We start from the raw sequence: 15998 nt of genomic DNA, 5'->3' as shown, positions 1-15998 counted from the left end.
GGCCGCGGCCGGGCCGCAAGCGCGNCCAGAAGACGGGCGGGAGGGGCTGCGGTTGCTGTTTGTCCGCCACCGGACGCGGCGCAGCTGCCGGCCTGGCTGGCGCTGCTGGAGACCGGGCAGGCCGTCTGGCTGTCGCCCACCGTCTGGTTGCAGCCNGAGGCGCTGGCCCTGAGCCTGAGCCAGGCGCAGGCCCAGGCCCGGCAGCGCAGCCAGTGGCGGAAGGCCGCCACGCGCGCCCAGGCCCAGCTGGACGAGCGCAAGTGGGTGGACCGGGCCAAGGGCGTGCTGATGAACGCCCGTGGCATCAGCGAGGATGAGGCCTTCCGCCTGCTGCGCGGTGCGTCCATGCATGCCCACCTGCGGCTGAGCGAGCTTTCGCGCTCGGTGATCGAGGCGGCCCAGTGGGCCGAGGCGGTCAACCGCGCCGGGCAGTTGCGCATGCTCTCGCAGCGCCTGGTCAAGCTGGCCGCGCAGCGCCAGGCGGGGGTGGAGGTCAAGCGGGCCCGCGGCGCCCAGGACGAGGCAGCCCAGCGCCTGCAGGACAACCTGGCGCATCTGGCGAGCCTGCCGCTGCTGGACGGCCAGCCCGCCGCCCTGCGGGAGGCCTTGACGCGCGCCGAGCAGGCCTGGGGCGCCTTGCAGCGCAGCCTGGACGGCAAGGCCGGCCTGCCCCTGCTGGCCGAGGCCGATGCCCGGGCCGAGGAGCTGCTGCAGGCGGCCGAGGCGCTGACCGCGGCGCTGGAAGCCAGCGGCGCCCGCGGGGCGCTGCGCATCGTCAACCTGTGCGGCCGTCAGCGCATGCGGGTGCAACGCCTGGCCAAGCTGGCCTTGCTGGCCGGCCTGCTGAACCAGCCCGAGCGGCTGGCCTTGCTGCCGGCGCTGATGGACGACTTCGAGGCCACGCTGCGCGAGCTGGAGCAGGCGCCGCTGTCCACCCCGGACATCCGCGAGACCCTGGCAGCGGCCCGCGACGAATGGCTGCGCCTCTTGCGCGCACTGCGCGGCGGGCCGGGCATCGACGTGCAGGGCGTGCTGGCGGCCTCCAGCGACGCGCTGCTGGCGCTGTTCCACCGCCTGACCGACAGCTACGAGCGCAGCCTGCAGCTCATCATGTCCTGAGCCGCGCCCCGCGGGGGCGCCGGGCTCAGTGCTGGCTGCCGCAGTCTTCCAGGAAGCCGATCAGTTCCTCGCGCAGCGCGTAGTACTGCGGGTGGGCCAGCAGGGCTTCGCGGGTGCGCGGGCGCGCCAGCGGCACGTCCATGATCTTGCCGATCTTGGCGCGCGGGCCGTTGCTCATCATCACCACGCGGTCGGCCAGCAGGATGGCCTCGTCCACGTCGTGGCTCACCATCATGGCCGTCACCTGGCTGCGGGCCCAGACCTCCATCAGCACCTCCTGCAGGTCCCAGCGGGTCAGCGAGTCCAGCATGCCGAAAGGCTCGTCGAGCAGCAGCATCTTGGGCTGCAGGGCGAAGGCCCGGGCGATGCCCACGCGCTGCTTCATGCCGTTGGACAGCTCGCTGGCGTGCTTGTGCAGGGCTGAGCCCAGGCCCACGCGGTTGAGGTAATAGGCCACGGTGTCGCGGCGCTCGGCCTCGCTGGCGTGCGGGAAGACCTTGGCCACGCCCAGCATCACGTTGTCGAAGGCGCTCAGCCAGGGCACCAGGCTGGGCGCCTGGAAGACCAGGCCGCGGTCCGGCCCGGCGTGGGTGACCTGCCGGCCGTCCAGGATGATCACGCCGTCGGTGATGTCGGTCAGGCCGGCCATCATCGACAGCACGGTGGACTTGCCGCAGCCCGAGTGGCCGATGACCGAGATGAACTCGCCCTTGCGGACCTTGAGGTCGAAGCCGTCCACCACGGTCTGCGGGCCCTTGGGCGTGGGGTAGACCTTGATGAGCTTGGAGAACTCGACGAAGCGCTCGTCGCCGCTGCGCGGGGCGCGCTCGGTGCCCGGCGCCGGCATGTCGGGCAGGGCGGCCTCGGCTTCGATGCGCTCGGCCAGTTCGGCATGGCGCAGGCCCAGCAGGCGGGCCAGCGTGGGCGGGCGGCGGGCCTCCGGGCGTTCCGCGCCGTGGCGCGGGGTCAGCACCGGCAGCGGCAGCACCTGGCCGCCCTGGCTGGCGGCATGCGACTGCGAGAGCTGCAGCAGGTGCTGGGTGATTTCGGCGCGCAGCTGCTGGAAGCGGGCGTCGTGGTTCATCGCGCGGCGGTCGCGCGGGCGGGGGATGTCCACCGTGAAGGACGGGCCCAGCTGGGCCCGCGGGCCGATCTCCAGCGGGATGATGCGGTCGGCCACCATCAGCGCCTCGTCGACGTCGTTGGTGATCAGCACCACGGTCTTCTGGTCCTCGCTCCAGATGCGGACGATCTCGTCCTGCAGGTTGGCGCGGGTCAGGGCATCCAGGGCCGAGAGCGGTTCGTCCAGCAGCAGCACGTCCGGGTCGGTGGCCAGGGCGCGGGCCACCGACACGCGCTGGCGCATGCCGCCCGAGAGCTGGGCCGGCTTTCTGTCGATGGCCGGGGTGAGGCCCACCATCGAGACATAGCGTTGCACCATGGCGGCCCGCTCGGCGGCCGTCTTGTCCTGCGCCACCCGGTCCACCGCCAGGGCCACGTTCTCGCGCACGCTCAGCCAGGGCATCAGCGAGTAGCTCTGGAACACGATGCCGCGGTCCGGCCCCGGCCCGGTGACGGGCTGGCCGTTCTTGAGCACCTCGCCGCTGTCGGCGGTGGTCAGGCCGGCCAGCAGGTTGATCAGCGTGGTCTTGCCGCTGCCGGAGAAACCGACGATGGCGACGAACTCGCCGGGCGCCACCCGCAGGTTCAGATCGTGCAGCACCTCGCTGCGGGCCTCGCCCTGGCCGTAGGCCTTGCAGACGTTGCGGAGTTCCAGGGCGGCGGTGGCGGGCACCAGATGCACGTGGGGCGGCGGAGCGGCGGCGTCTTCGGACACGGGACGGGGCAGGACGGCGGCGTTCATGGCGGACCTTTGGGACGGTGGACGCGCCTCAGCGCGGGGCGACCAGGTTCTGCAGCATCTGCATCAGGCGGTCCAGCGCAAAGCCGATGCCGCCGATGGTGAACACCGCGACCATGATGCGGCTGAGCGACTCGGAGCTGCCGTTCTGGAACTCGTCCCAGACGAACTTGCCCAGGCCGGGGTTCTGGGCCAGCATCTCGGCGGCGATCAGCACCATCCAGCCCACGCCCAGCGACAGGCGCATGCCGGTGAAGATGAAGGCCAGGCCGAGGGGCAGGATGATTTTGCGCACCCGGGTGGACAGCGGCAGCTGCAGCACCTTGCCGACGTTGACCAGGTCCTTGTCGACCGAGGTCACGCCGATGGCGGTGTTGATCAGCGTGGTCCACAGCGAGCACAGCGTCACGGTGATGGCCGAGATCAGGAAGGACTTGTCGAACATCGGCTCGCCCTGGGTCACGTAGACCGCGCTGACGATCAGCGTGACGATGGGCAGCCAGGCCAGCGGCGAGACCGGGCGGAACAGCTGCACCATCGGGTTGATGGCGGCCTGCACCCACTTGGAGGTGCCCGCCAGGATGCCCAGCGGCACGGCCACCAGGGTGGCCAGCAGGAAGCCGGTGAACACCGTCTTCAGGCTGGTGGCGATCTGGTCGAGGTAGGTGCGCTTGCCGGTCCACTGGAAGTGGCGCGGCTGGTAGTTCGGGTCCTCGGCCAGGCGCTCGGCGTTGCGCTTGGCCTGGCGTTCGTAGAAGGCCCGCTCGCGTTCGCGCTCGGCAAAGTGGTCCTGCACCAGGGCCACGGCCTGCTGGGCCACCGCCATGGGGCCGGGCACGGCGCCCAGGCTGGTCTGGATGCGCGAGGCCACGGCAGACCACAGCAGCAGGAAGACGGCGAAGGCGACCAGGGGGACGCCCAGCGACATCAGCGCCTTGCGGGCCAGTTCGCGCGGGTCGCGCAGCGGGGCAATGAGCTTGGCAGCGAGTTCCATGGCATCACACCTTGTCGTTGGCCTTCAGGCCGATCTTGAACTTGGCGAGGTAGTCGTTGGGCTTGCGGCCGTCGTAGCTCACGCCGTCGATGAAGCCGCTTTGCACGCCCTTGAAGCCGTCGGTCTTGGGCACCTCGGTGTCCAGCAGCTTCTTCTCGGCGATCAGGGCCTGGGCGGCCTGCAGGTAGATGTCCGGGCGGTAGACCTTCTTGGCGGTTTCGGCGTACCAGCTATCCGGCTTGGCCTCGGGGATCTGGCCCCAGCGGCGCATCTGGGTCAGGAACCAGATGGCGTCGCTGTAGAAGGGGTAGGTGGCGTAGTTGCGGAAGAAGATGTTGAAGTCCGGCGCGGGGCGCTTGTCGCCCTTCTCGTACTCGAAGGTGCCGGTCATGCTGTTGCCGATCACCGCGGCGTCGGCGCCCACGTACTGCGACTTGGACAGCAGCTTGACCGCTTCGATTCGGTTGGCCATCGAGGCGTCCAGCCACTTGCCGGCCCGGATCAGGGCCTTGACCACGGCGATGTGGGTGTTGGGGTACTTGTCCGCCCAGGCCTTGGTCACACCGAAGACCTTTTCGGGCTTGCCCTTCCAGATCTCGTCGTCGATCACCACCGGCACGCCGATGCCCTTGACCACGGCCTGCTGGTTCCAGGGCTCGCCCACGCAGTAGCCGTGGATGGTGCCGGCTTCCATGGTGGCCGGCATTTGCGGCGGCGGGGTGACCGAGAGCAGCACGTCCGCGCTCTTGGTGCCGCTGATGTCGCTGGGGGTGTAGTAGCCGGGGTTCAGGCCGCCCGCGGCCAGCCAGTAGCGCAGCTCGTAGTTGTGGGTGGAGACCGGGAACACCATGCCCATCTTGAAGGGCTTGCCCTCCTTCTTCCAGGCGTCGACGACCTTCTTCAGCGCATCGGCCTTGATCGGGTGGACCACCTTGCCGCCCTGCATCGGCAGGTTCTTCTTCATCTCGGCCCAGACCGCGTTGGACACGGTGATGGCATTGCCGTTCATGTCCATGCTGAAGGCCGTGACGATGTCGGCCTTGGTGCCGAAGCCGATGGCCGCGCCCAGGGGCTGGCCGGCCAGCATGTGCGCGCCGTCGAGCTGGCCGTCGATCACGCGGTCCAGCAGCACCTTCCAGTTGGCCTGGGCCTCCAGCTGCACGTTCAGGCCCTCGTCCTCGAAGTAGCCCTTTTCATAGGCGATGACCAGCGGGGCGCAGTCGGTCAGCTTGATGAAGCCGAACTTCAGCGCCTCCTTCTCGGGCTGGCCGGCCTTCTGGGCCCGCGCGGGCAGGCTCAGGCCGGCGGATCCCGCCAGGGCGGCGGCCCCGGCGACGAAGCGGCGACGATCGATCACGGACTTGGACGAGGACATGGCTTCTCCTGGACGCGGGAAGTGGACGGTGGAAAGCAAAAAGCGTCTTCATCGGGCGCCGGCGCGGGCCGGGGCGATGGAGACGCTGTGGGGGGTGACGGGCGGCGACGGGCCGCTCGGCGGGAGGGGGCAGGGCAGACCGTCGTTGATCTGGCGCCTGGGGGTGCGCGGCCGGTGGGGCGGGGCGGCAGGGGTGGAAAAAGGGGGCGCCTCCCAGCTCACCGGAAACCGATGTCCGGGAGAGCGCCGTGTCCAAAACCGCTCTGGTACCTTACAACCTGACCGTGTGATCCTTGCGGACCACGGGAGCAGTTATGCAAACCGCGTGCCAGCCTGTTTTCCCGGGAGAGGGGCCCGGCAAGCCCCTGCGGGCCGCCTCAGATTGCGGCGTGCTGCACCGCAACGGCGCCCCGCGCCGGGGCTGCGCACCAGAACAGGTGGGCGGGCCCGGGCGCAGCAAGCCGCTCGGGCTTCAGGGGGCTCCGTACAATCGCGGCCATCATGTCCCGTTCCGAAGAAGAATTCATCCTGACCCTGTCGTGCCGCGACACCAAGGGGATCGTCCACAACGTCTCGGGCCTGCTGTACCAGGCCGGGTGCAACATCATCGACTCCCAGCAGTTCGGTGACGTGCAGGGCGAGGGGGCGACCGGCCTCTTCTTCATGCGGGTGCATTTCGAGGCGCCGCCGCATCTGGCGGACGTGGCCACGCTGGAAAACCTGTTCGCCCATGTGCGCGAGCAGTTCGGCATGGAGGCCCGCATCCGCGCGGCTGCCCAGCGCCCGCGCCTGTTGCTGATGGTCAGCCAGCACGGCCACTGCCTGAACGACCTGCTGTTCCGCTGGAAGAGCGGCCAGCTGCCGGTGGACATCCCGGCCATCGTGTCGAACCACACGACCTTCGCGTCCCTGGCCGAGAGCTACGGCATCCCCTTCCTCCACCTGCCGCTGGTGGGGGGCTCGGACGCCGAGACCAAGCGTGCCCAGGAAAAGCAGATCGAGGCGCTGATCGAATCCGAGCGCATCGACCTGGTGGTGCTGGCGCGCTACATGCAGATTCTTTCGCGCGAGTTCTGCGAGCAGCTGCGCGGACGCGCCATCAACATCCACCACAGCTTCCTGCCCAGCTTCAAGGGCGCCAAGCCCTATTACCAGGCCCATGCCCGGGGCGTGAAGCTGATCGGCGCCACCGCCCACTATGTGACGCCCGAGTTGGACGAGGGCCCGATCATCGAGCAGGACGTGGCCCGGGTGGACCATTCCCTCTCGGCCGAGGACCTGACCGCCGTGGGCCGCGACGTGGAATGCGTGGTGCTGGCCCGTGCCGTGCGCTGGCATGTGGAGCGCCGCGTGCTGATCAACGGTCACAAGACTGTGGTCTTCCGCTGACTTGCCGCCTGCCGGAGCACGCCCCATGCCTTCCCGCGCCAAAGCCCAGACCGCCGCGCTGATGGCCTCGCCGGACGATGTGGAGGCCCAGTTCTACGAGGGCCTGCGCGAAGGCGACCTGGACAAGGTGATGGCGGTCTGGTCCGAGGAGGACGAGCTGCTGTGCGTGCACCCGGGCGGCCCGCGCCTGGTGGGCGCCGCCGCGGTGCGCACCGGCTTCGAGGCCGTCTGCAGCAGCGGCGCGCTCAACATCCACGCCGAGAACGTGCGCCGCATGCAGACCCTGGGCTGCGCGGTGCACAGCGTGATGGAGCGCATCGAGGTGAGCGAGGACGGCGGCCTGCGCACCGGCTGGGTCATGGCCACCAACGTCTACCTCAAGACGGCCCTGGGCTGGCGCATGGTGGCCCACCATGCCAGCCCGGCGTCCGAGGACGCACTGCCCGAGATCGTCGAGGTGCCGGCCGTGCTGCATTGAGCTGGCACGGCGCTGGCTGCAGTCCTGAGCCTCGTTCGGCCCTTCTTGTCCATGCAGTCCTATCTTGCGCCCCTCTGGCTGCCCGGCGGCCATCTGCAGACCATCTGGGGCTCGCGCGTCTCGCGGCCCAACCTCGGCCCGAAGCCGCTGTACCAGCGCGAACGCTGGACGACCCCCGACGGTGACTTCATCGACGTGGACCTGCGCCCGGCGGCCGACGCCCAGGCCCCTTGGCTCGTGCTCTTTCACGGCCTGGAGGGCAATTCGGACAGCGCCTATGCCCGCGCCTTTGCCGAGGTGGCGGCCGCGCGCGGCTGGTCCTACGCGGTGCCGCACTTTCGCGGCTGCTCGGGCGAGATCAACCAGGCCCCGCGGGCCTACCACTCGGGCGACTTCGAGGAGATGGGCTGGATCCTGGCCCGGCTGCGCGAACGCAGCGCCCGGCCGCTGATGGCCGTGGGCATCTCTCTGGGTGGCAACGCCTTGCTGCGCTGGGCCGGCGAGGCCGGCGAGACGGCGGCGGCCCAGGTGGCCGCGGTGGCGGCCGTGTGTTCACCGCTGGACCTGGCCGCCGGCGGCCACGCCATCGGCCGCGGCTTCAACCGGCAGGTCTACGGGCGCATGTTCCTGAACACCATGAAGCCCAAGGCCCGGGCCAAGCTGCTGCAGCATCCCGGCCTGTTCGATGGCGAGCGCCTGGGCCGGGTGCGCACGCTCTACGAGTTCGACGACCTGTTCACCGCCCCCTTGCATGGTTTCCGGGGGGTGGAGGATTATTGGGCCCGGGCCTCGGCCAAGCCGCACCTGGCCCGCATCCGCGTGCCGGCCCTGGCGCTGAACGCCCGCAACGACCCCTTCGTGCCGGCGGCCAGCCTGCCGCGGGCCGGGCAGGTGGGGCGCCACGTCACGCTGTGGCAGCCGGCGCAGGGTGGCCATGTGGGTTTTCCGGCCGGGCGCTTCCCCGGCCATGTGCTGCACATGCCCGCCGCGGTGGCCGACTGGCTGGCGGCCCGCGCCTGAAGACAAGGAGCCCGCGATGGACGAGATGGTGAAGGCCGCCCTGGCCAAGTGGCCCCATGTGCCGCACTGCTACGGCTGGCTGGGCCTGGACGCCCGGGGTGACTGGTACATGCGCGACGACCGCACCCAGGCCGCCGGCCCCTTTCCGCGGAGCAAGGGCAGCCGCATCCAGCACGACAAGCTGCGCGAGTTCATCGAGCGCAACTACGAGGCCGATGGCCAGGGCTGCTGGTTCTTCCAGAACGGCCCGCAGCGGGTCTATGTGGAACTGGAGGCCACCCCCCTCGTCTGGCGCCTGCGCCGCGACGAGGCGGGGGTGCTGCACCTGCGCGCCCACACCGGTCAGCCGGCCGGCCCGGTGGCGGCCAGCTGGCTGGACGAAGCGGGGCACCTCTATCTGCAGACCGCCCAGGGCGTGGGCCTGGTCCACAGCCAGGACATGGCTCTGGCCGCCGACGAGGTGGAAGCCGGCCGCTGGGACCCGCAGCCGGTGGAGGGCGCGACCCTGCCGGCGCGCTTCGGCTTTGTGCGCAGCCCGCAGGCCGCTGCCCACGCCTGAGCACGCGGCGGCCGACCGGGCATGAAAAAGCCGCCCGAAGGCGGCTGGGGGTGGCGGTCAGCGCGGCGGTGCGTTCACTGCGCGGCGCTGGCGGCCTCGGCCGGGGCCTTGGGTTCCGGGAACTTGGCGCCGGCATCGTTGGCCATGTAGACCACCGCACGGGCCACTTCCAGCTCCGACAGGTCGGCGGCGCCGCCCTTGGCCGGCATGGCGTTCTTGCCGTTCAGGGCCGAATGCAGCAGGGCGTCGAAGCCGGTGGCGATGCGCGGGCCCCAGGCAGCGGCGTCGCCGAACTTGGGCGCGTTCAGGGTGCCGGCCGCGTGGCAGCCGGAGCAGATCGCCTTGTAGACCTCTTCACCGGTGCGGGCCACGCCGCCGCCGGTGGCGATGTTCAGCGTCAGCTCGCCCACCGGCTGGATGCGGGTGGCCACGGCCTCGGGTGTCATGGCGTCCGAGCCCGCGCCCTGCTTGGCGCCGTTGGACACATAGACGATCAACAGGACGATGATCAGGATGGGGATGGCGAACGAGGCCAACACGGTCAGGACCAGTTGCTTGGGCGTCTTGATCGGCCCTTCGTGGGCCTGTTGAGCGTCGTGGGCTTGGCTCATGAATTCCTCGTTCTTCGGGTGGGGACAGCCGATCGTGGCATGAAGCTCACGCGCGCGATCTCGGGCAAAACGAGCAGCATACGGGGCAGCGTCTGTCACCTGTCTGATTTTCAGCAAGGACGGCGCGGATTCTTCCTGCCGCATGCGTCGACGGCAAGCCGCGCGGGGCTGCTAGAATCCGACGCTTCCATCGTGCGCCCGTAGCTCAATGGATAGAGTACTGGCCTCCGAAGCCAGGGGTTGCTGGTTCGATCCCAGCCGGGCGCACCACCTGCCCGGGACCCGTGGTTGACATCCTCAACCCGGCTGTTCCGGACCGACGCGGGTGGCTGAGCGGTCTGTGAATTCGGCATGTCCTGGCGCGTTCGCCACCTGATGCCTGATTGCAAGTCCGGCCAGGAATTGCCTTCCTGGAGAGCCGAAGTCGCGGCCATGCGGCATGGGTTCCGTGATGTGGGAGCTTGACAGCCAAGGCGTGCGAGTTGCGCGATGCAACTTGGCCCGGGATGGCACGGGGCGGCAATGTTCCCGGCGCGTCGGTGCATCTCGGATGCGCCAGCTTCACATCCGCGCTGTTGCTGGCCGCGCGCTCGAGTCCCTTCCAGTCTGCGCTGGTTTGAAGGTGGGCACCGCTCATGTGATCGCACCTGGACGCGAGGTCTCGCACTGTCTCGCCGGAGAGTGGACTGCGGGACCGCTTCAGACTGAAAGTGTTCGCGTCGACGGGGACTGCTCGGATGGCGGCTATCGACCGACTCCGTTGAAAAACTCGCCTTGCGACTCGGGCTGGGCGCGCTGCCGAGATGGCGGTAGTCGCCAGTTCAGTCGCCCCTTCGACCTCCTCAAGGTTCGCGGGCGGTCTCTGCGTCTTCGAGCAGGCATCGGGCTGCCGGAAGTCCCTCCGGCAGCCCGCCGCATGATGCGTTTGAGATGTGCGAAGAGTACTTTGCCCTCTTTTGTATCTGAGAGATCCCGCGCGACTGCGCGGGACTCCTCATGAACACTTCGCGCGATCTTGCGCATGGGCGTCTTCGGGCGGCAGTTTTGCCTCGATGGGCATTCAGCGCCCCTCGCACGCTCGGTCATCGCCTTCGTGGACTCGACCTCCGCCGTTCTATGCGCAGGCGTCGCCTCGACATCGACGATGACACCGACCTCGAGATCAGTGAAGTAGCTTGCCGAATAGGCGTAGAAGGCCGGGCCGCCAGACACCGCTGTCCCACGGGTGCCTGGATCGGGCAGAGACACGTGCTTCGGTGGTGACGCCTCATCGTGCTCAGCCGGGCTCGCCTGGCCTGGCTGCGGGGCTGGCTGGACTGACGCCGCGGCTTGCTGCCGCCACCCACGGTGGCCATGGCTGCTGTCCCATGGCCCATTGATTTCGCATGAGACCGGGCTGCTGTCCGTGGATATTGTCTGGTCATTCAGTGGTATCCCACGGTGGGGCTATGTTGATCCGGTCGATTCCGAGGAGATGATTTTCTGATCGGCGAATTATTGGGGATTGATGTATTTGCTCCGGGTGAATATCGATGTTGATATCAAGTCTCCCGGTTTGCGGTCGATTCTGTTGGCCTGGGCTGCCATTCCAGGGGTGGGTAAATCGGGTTCTGAAGAAAGTTCAGGGCCAGCGATATCTCTGCAGAGAAATGTTTGTGATCCGAAAGAGACGGGTGTGACGTCGAGGGGATCGATGAACCCTTGAGGTCATGATGTTTACCCCTAGAAGTCATGGGGTCGGATGAGGCGGGAAGCAGTTTTGCACCACGCGGGTGCATTTGAAAACTCTTGCACCACCTTGAAATAGATTGTCACAAAACCCCCCTCAATGGTGGGGGTCTTTTGCCTAATAGTTCCGGAACGCTTGGAATGCCCCCCTTTTCTCGGCTTAAGTGCCCCCCTGCCGATGCCGTTAAACCGAGCGTGTACACGGTGCGCCTGCAGTCTCTAGGGCGCTGTCTCAGTTCAAGTCTGCGAGCAAACATGCACTCTCATATTCTTCCTTCTCGAGTGTTCACGGTTTCCGTGAGCATGGTTTTGGCGGCTGTCCTGGCCGCTTGCGGTGGTGGGGGCACGACCGCAAGTGATACCTTGGCCGATACTGCTTCTGCTACTTCCGACAACTCTTCCTCCGGGATGCGCGCTCAGGCGGCTGCGACCACGGATCCTGTTTGGGTGAAGGTCGCTTCGGAGTACAGCGCCTTCAGCGTCAGCGGGACCCAGACGGTCCGTTTTGGTGCAGGCAGCAGCTGGGTGAGCAAGCAGGTGACTGGCAGCGGGAAGTGCAACACCTCCTTCTTTGGGTCCGATCCCGCGCACGGGATCGTCAAGGAATGCGATGTGGCCACCTATCCTGCAGGCACCGGCTCGACCTCGGGCACCGGTTCGACCTCGGGCACCGGTTCGACCTCCGGCACAGGCTCGACCTCCGGAACGGGTACCAGTACTGGTTCGGGTGCCACGACGGTGACGGCGTCGATGACGGCGTCGCGGGTGACAGGTGTTGCGCCGTTGGCGGTGCTGTTTGATGCGACGGGCACGACGAACACGTCGGGTCTGGACAGTTTCCGGCAGCTGAACTATGCGTTCAACTTCGGGGACGACCGTGGGCTGAAGTGGTCGGTGTCGGGGCTGCCCAAGAACACGGAGACCTCGGGTCCGGTGGCGGCGCACGTGTTTGACGTGGCGGGCACGTACACGATCACGGTGAAGGCGACCAACCCGAGCACCGGAGAGACCTCGACGGCCAACGTGACGGTGACGGTGACGGCGGCGGACACGGCGTACACCGGGACCAAGACGGTGTGTGTGTCGGCGGCCAAGAACTACACGGGCTGCCCCAGCGGTGCATCCCTGAGCACGGCGCTGCCCACGGGCACGGCGTGGAACGGCAAGCGCGTGCTGCTGGCTCGCGGTGAGAGCTTTGGCGACATCAGCATTCTGGACGGCAACGTTGGGGTGCAGGTGGGTGCATACGGCAGCGGCAATGCGCCGGTGGTGAACTCGGTGGGCGTGGGCAACTGGCGGCCGACGACGGCGAACTTTGCCAGCGACATCACGGTGATGGATCTGGCGATCACCAACGGGGTGGCGCAGAGCCTGGGCAAGCAAGTGCTGCTGTACCGACTGGACATGACCTCGCCGAGCAACGGCCATGGCATTTACACCGGTGGCATCAGCTACTGGGCGGCCAGCGACCCGTATCGGACGGTGCCGACCAGCTCGTTCTACTACGCCAGCCAGATCTTCGTGGTGGAGAACAAGGTGACGGGCACGTTCAGCGACGGGGGCTACAACCTGTTCGGTGACGGCTCGCAGTACGCGATGCTGGGCAACGTGATGGGTGTTTCGAAGTACCACACGGCGCGCTTCACGAAGGTGCGCAAGGCGATCGTGGCGCACAACCAGCTCAGGGGGATCAACCCGTCGGGGACGTACCACTCGCTGAAGCTGCACAGTGGCGGTCTGACGGCCTACACCGATGCGTACAAGGACGATGCGTGGTATTCGGAGCAGGTGGTGGTGGCCAACAACCTCTTCGGCGACCCGTCTGACACGAACCAGTGGACGGTGGCGATCTGCCCGGAGAACGACACCTCGGCCGAAGGCGTCAGCAATGTGCTGGTCCAGAACAACTCCTTCATCCGCAACAGCCACACCTCCCAAGACCTGACCATGGGCGGTAAGCAACTGACCTACCGCAGCAACACGGTGAAGAGTGGCGGCAGTCTCTGGGAAGGCGTCGGCCACGATGCGGCCCTGCCGACCAACTGGAAGGGACCCTACTACGCGAACTGATCCGGTGGGTATGCCGGGAAGAGCGTTGTCTCTTCTCGGATCTCTTCATGCAGCGGCTGCCGATGGCAGTCGCTTTTCTTTGCTCTGCCGCAGCACCCCTCTGGCGATGACGATGGCGCAAGAAGGCAGAAGAAGCTTGCAATGGCAATATGTCACTCCCCGGCCGGGCTGTCTGCCGAACAGAAGACACCAGGGCGGTGTTCCTCTGGCAGTGTGTGCGAGGCCACGGCGTGGTCGGCCGCCGGAAAGGTGGTGGCAACCCCTGGTGCTGTGAACTTGGCGCCACGCCTTGTTGACCGAAAGGCTGGTTGCGCACGGGGCAGACCTGTATTCTTTGGTAAAAGTCTGCCGAACGACATCGGACATCGGCTTGGCTTGGGGCTCTGGCAAGAACATTCGATTCACTAGATCAGCGGTAACGATGTTGCTCGATTTGCGGCACATGGATGCCGAACAACGCATGCAGTCAGACGTCTGCATCGTGGGAGGAGGGACGGCTGGCTTGGTGATCGCCATGGAGCTGGAGTCCGCCGGCATCGCTTGCGTGGTGCTGGAGAGTGGCGGGCTGGATGTGGAAGAGGCCTCCAGAGACTTGAACCGAGGTTCAAGCGCTGGCGAGATCGACTACCAGTTCGGCGATGGGTGCCGGAGCCGCTTCCTCGGCGGCAGCAGCAATTGCTGGGGTGGGTTCTGCCGCGCCTTCGAGCCATCCGATTTCGAGCGACGTCCATGGGTGGCGTACAGCGGATGGCCCATCGGACATGCCGAGTTTCAGCCTTATGTCCATAAGGCGCACCAGTGGCTGAAGCTGGGTCCCGTGAACTACGACCCTGCGCATTGGGTGGCAGCCATCGGTCGGCCTGACGTGCAGCGCTTTCCTTTGGCGGGCACGGGATTGATGGACGCAGTCTCCCATTTCAGTCTTCCTGTGCGTTTTGGGCGCGACTATCGTCGCCGATTGCGCGATAGCCGTCTTATCACCGTCGTTCTGCATGCCAATGTGGTTCGCTTCGACAGCACCCCGGAGGGGGATGTGTTGGAGTCCGTGCTGGCGCGCAGCCTGAACGGTCGGCAGTTGTCGGTCTCGGCCGAGCGTTTTGTGCTGGCGGCCGGCGGAATTGAAAACCCTCGACTTCTGCTGGCCTGCAGTCCTCAGCGGCCAGAGGGCTTGGCCAACCGCAATGGCCTGGTGGGGCGCTACTTCATGGATCATCCCCGGGTGCAGGTGGGACGGCTTCACATGCGCGGGGACTGGAAGCGCAGCAAGCTGTACGACATCAAGTTCAATTACCACCACCGGCATGTGGCCGCTGAGGGGACGAAAGTGGCGGCCCAAGTCATGCCCACACCAGAGGTGCGTGAGCGCCTGGGTCTGACCAATTCCGTGATGTGGCTGTGTTCCGTCTTTCCTGGCGAAGGTACGCCGCAGGCCGAGGCGCTCTTTCGTGCCAAGCAGAGAAGCCTGGGTCACCGAGCCTGGGACGAGAGCGTGCTGCAGGACATCCGGACGGTGATGGCTGCCCCACTGACATCGCTGCGCTTCGTTGGCGGGCGTGTGGTGCCCCGGTTGAGTCCCGCGCCCTATCTGGATCTCGCCTGCGTGGCCGAACCGGTGCCAAATCCCGAGAGTCGGGTCACATTGGGCGAGCAGCGGGATGCGCTGGGCATTCCCCGGGCGCGGGTGGAATGGCGCATGGGGGAGCAGGAGAAGCACACGATCGACACCGGTCACCGATTGTTCGCCGACTTCCTCCAGACGCGTGGCGTGGGTCGTGCGGAGTTGCCTCCCCCGCTGTCCGGTCAGCCATGGCCGGCATCGCTGGAACGGCAAGGCACGTGGCACCACATGGGTACCACACGCATGCACAGTAGCCCCCGGCATGGGGTGGTGGACGCCAACTGCCGGGCGCATGACTGCAAGAACCTCTATCTTGCCGGTAGTTCGGTGTTTCCCACGGTGGGCGCCAACTATCCGACCGTCAATCTGGTCGCGCTTGCCGTGCGGTTGTCGGATCATCTGGCACGATCCTTCCGCCAGACCAGTAACCCGGTTCCTCTGCTGGACGTGGCGATGGAGCGCAGCAAGGTGTCTTCCTGACGGGACGGGGTTGCGCCCGTCCTGGTCTGTTCACGCGGCGAGCGCCCCTCTTGCCAGAGTCTGCTGCAATGCAGCATAGTGTCGGTGCGGACGAAACACCATGAGCCGGGGGACTGAGTAAGCGGGGGCGCAGGCATGACCATGGGAGTGCAGTGCCAGAGGCTTTGGAGAGTCCTCGCCTGCTGTCTGGCTTGGACCGATTCGGCCATTCCTGCAGAGCAGAATGCTCCGTCTGATGTGAAGACCGCCACGACGGTGACGGCGTCGATGACGGCGTCGCGGGTGACAGGTGTTGCGCCGTTGGCGGTGCTGTTTGATGCGACGGGCACGACGAACACGTCGGGTCTGGACAGTTTCCGGCAGCTGAACTATGCGTTCAACTTCGGGGACGACCGTGGGCTGAAGTGGTCGGTGTCGGGGCTGCCCAAGAACACGGAGACCTCGGGTCCGGTGGCGGCGCACGTGTTTGACGTGGCGGGCACGTACACGATCACGGTGAAGGCGACCAACCCGAGCACCGGAGAGACCTCGACGGCCAACGTGACGGTGACGGTGACGGCGGCGGACACGGCGTACACCGGGACCAAAACTGTGTGTGTGTCGGCGGCCAAGAACTACACGGGCTGCCCCAGCGGTGCATCCCTGAACACGGCGCTGCCCACGGGCACGGCGTGGAACGGCAAGCGCGTGCTGCTG

The 15998-nt window shown here is 67.2% G+C and carries 12 protein-coding genes, 1 tRNA gene and 1 pseudogene; 9 read left to right on the top strand and 5 right to left on the bottom strand.

Features of this window, described 5'->3' with window-relative positions:
- A partial coding sequence (locus I73_RS26540; RefSeq protein WP_148289719.1) for a type IV pili methyl-accepting chemotaxis transducer N-terminal domain-containing protein occupies nucleotides 1-1119 on the top strand: 1119 nt, incomplete at its 5' end.
- Between the two features lie 25 nt (nucleotides 1120-1144).
- On the opposite strand, the gene I73_RS07160 is transcribed toward I73_RS26540, so the two are convergent.
- Genes I73_RS07160 through I73_RS07150 form a run of 3 tightly spaced genes read right to left on the bottom strand, consistent with a single transcriptional unit; the run spans nucleotide 1145 to nucleotide 5349 of the window.
- Nucleotides 1145-2983, bottom strand: a complete 1839-nt coding sequence (locus I73_RS07160) for an ABC transporter ATP-binding protein (protein WP_022979987.1) — start codon at nucleotides 2981-2983, stop codon at nucleotides 1145-1147.
- A gap of 28 nt (nucleotides 2984-3011) precedes the next feature.
- Nucleotides 3012-3974 carry an ABC transporter permease gene (locus I73_RS26535; RefSeq protein ID WP_022979986.1) on the bottom strand — a complete coding sequence of 321 codons (963 nt, stop codon included), beginning with the start codon at nucleotides 3972-3974 and terminating at the stop codon, nucleotides 3012-3014.
- A gap of 4 nt (nucleotides 3975-3978) precedes the next feature.
- Nucleotides 3979-5349, bottom strand: coding sequence for a CmpA/NrtA family ABC transporter substrate-binding protein (locus I73_RS07150; RefSeq protein WP_022979985.1), 1371 nt, complete (start codon nucleotides 5347-5349; stop codon nucleotides 3979-3981).
- A gap of 501 nt (nucleotides 5350-5850) precedes the next feature.
- Here I73_RS07150 and purU point away from each other — a divergent pair.
- From purU to I73_RS07125, 4 genes are read left to right on the top strand one after another with little or no spacing between them, the layout of a single operon-like run.
- Complete coding sequence (gene purU, locus I73_RS07140; protein ID WP_022979983.1) at nucleotides 5851-6738, top strand: formyltetrahydrofolate deformylase; 888 nt, start codon at nucleotides 5851-5853, stop codon at nucleotides 6736-6738.
- Between the two features lie 25 nt (nucleotides 6739-6763).
- A complete protein-coding gene (locus tag I73_RS07135) occupies nucleotides 6764-7216 on the top strand; it encodes a nuclear transport factor 2 family protein (protein ID WP_022979982.1) in 453 nt (150 codons plus the stop codon).
- Between the two features lie 51 nt (nucleotides 7217-7267).
- The gene (locus tag I73_RS07130) at nucleotides 7268-8236 is read left to right on the top strand and encodes a YheT family hydrolase (RefSeq protein WP_022979981.1); all 969 of its coding nucleotides are present in this window, start codon (nucleotides 7268-7270) and stop codon (nucleotides 8234-8236) included.
- Nucleotides 8237-8252: 16 nt separating this feature from the next.
- Entirely contained in the window at nucleotides 8253-8795 is a 543-nt protein-coding gene (locus I73_RS07125; protein ID WP_022979980.1) for a DUF2946 family protein, read from the top strand.
- 74 nt (nucleotides 8796-8869) lie between these two features.
- Here the strand turns inward: I73_RS07125 and I73_RS07120 are convergent, their stop codons facing one another.
- Nucleotides 8870-9406 (bottom strand): cytochrome c5 family protein, encoded by a 537-nt coding sequence (locus tag I73_RS07120; RefSeq protein WP_022979979.1) that lies wholly within the window; start codon nucleotides 9404-9406, stop codon nucleotides 8870-8872.
- 194 nt (nucleotides 9407-9600) lie between these two features.
- Here I73_RS07120 and I73_RS07115 point away from each other — a divergent pair.
- A tRNA-Arg gene (locus tag I73_RS07115) sits at nucleotides 9601-9676 on the top strand.
- A gap of 642 nt (nucleotides 9677-10318) precedes the next feature.
- On the opposite strand, the pseudogene I73_RS33785 reads toward I73_RS07115, so the two are convergent.
- Nucleotides 10319-10663 (bottom strand): annotated as a pseudogene (locus tag I73_RS33785) (hypothetical protein); the annotation flags it as partial.
- Between the two features lie 918 nt (nucleotides 10664-11581).
- Here I73_RS33785 and I73_RS07110 point away from each other — a divergent pair.
- The 3 genes from I73_RS07110 to I73_RS31455 all read left to right on the top strand — a co-directional run.
- Nucleotides 11582-13204 carry a PKD domain-containing protein gene (locus I73_RS07110; RefSeq protein ID WP_159105860.1) on the top strand — a complete coding sequence of 541 codons (1623 nt, stop codon included), beginning with the start codon at nucleotides 11582-11584 and terminating at the stop codon, nucleotides 13202-13204.
- A gap of 421 nt (nucleotides 13205-13625) precedes the next feature.
- Nucleotides 13626-15302, top strand: coding sequence for an FAD-dependent oxidoreductase (locus tag I73_RS26525; RefSeq protein WP_022979977.1), 1677 nt, complete (start codon nucleotides 13626-13628; stop codon nucleotides 15300-15302).
- Nucleotides 15303-15539: 237 nt separating this feature from the next.
- Nucleotides 15540-15998, top strand: a 459-nt coding sequence (locus I73_RS31455; RefSeq protein WP_159105859.1) for a PKD domain-containing protein, incomplete at its 3' end; no start/stop codon positions are given.

The organism is Ideonella sp. B508-1 (genome assembly GCF_000333615.1).
Lineage (GTDB): Bacteria > Pseudomonadota > Gammaproteobacteria > Burkholderiales > Burkholderiaceae_C > Ideonella.
The sequence above is the reverse complement of the archived record's forward strand: the minus strand, read 5'-3'. Positions and strand labels throughout refer to the sequence as shown.

Bases quoted from the DNA above. Each gene is read 5' to 3' on its own strand.
- I73_RS07160 (WP_022979987.1), bottom strand. From the start codon at position 2,983: ATGAACGCCGCCGTCCTGCCCCGTCCCGTGTCCGAAGACGCCGCCGCT.
- I73_RS26535 (WP_022979986.1), bottom strand. From the start codon at position 3,974: ATGGAACTCGCTGCCAAGCTCATTGCCCCGCTGCGCGACCCGCGCGAA.
- I73_RS07150 (WP_022979985.1), bottom strand. From the start codon at position 5,349: ATGTCCTCGTCCAAGTCCGTGATCGATCGTCGCCGCTTCGTCGCCGGG.
- purU (WP_022979983.1), top strand. From the start codon at position 5,851: ATGTCCCGTTCCGAAGAAGAATTCATCCTGACCCTGTCGTGCCGCGAC.
- I73_RS07135 (WP_022979982.1), top strand. From the start codon at position 6,764: ATGCCTTCCCGCGCCAAAGCCCAGACCGCCGCGCTGATGGCCTCGCCG.
- I73_RS07130 (WP_022979981.1), top strand. From the start codon at position 7,268: ATGCAGTCCTATCTTGCGCCCCTCTGGCTGCCCGGCGGCCATCTGCAG.
- I73_RS07125 (WP_022979980.1), top strand. From the start codon at position 8,253: ATGGACGAGATGGTGAAGGCCGCCCTGGCCAAGTGGCCCCATGTGCCG.
- I73_RS07120 (WP_022979979.1), bottom strand. From the start codon at position 9,406: ATGAGCCAAGCCCACGACGCTCAACAGGCCCACGAAGGGCCGATCAAG.
- I73_RS26525 (WP_022979977.1), top strand. From the start codon at position 13,626: ATGTTGCTCGATTTGCGGCACATGGATGCCGAACAACGCATGCAGTCA.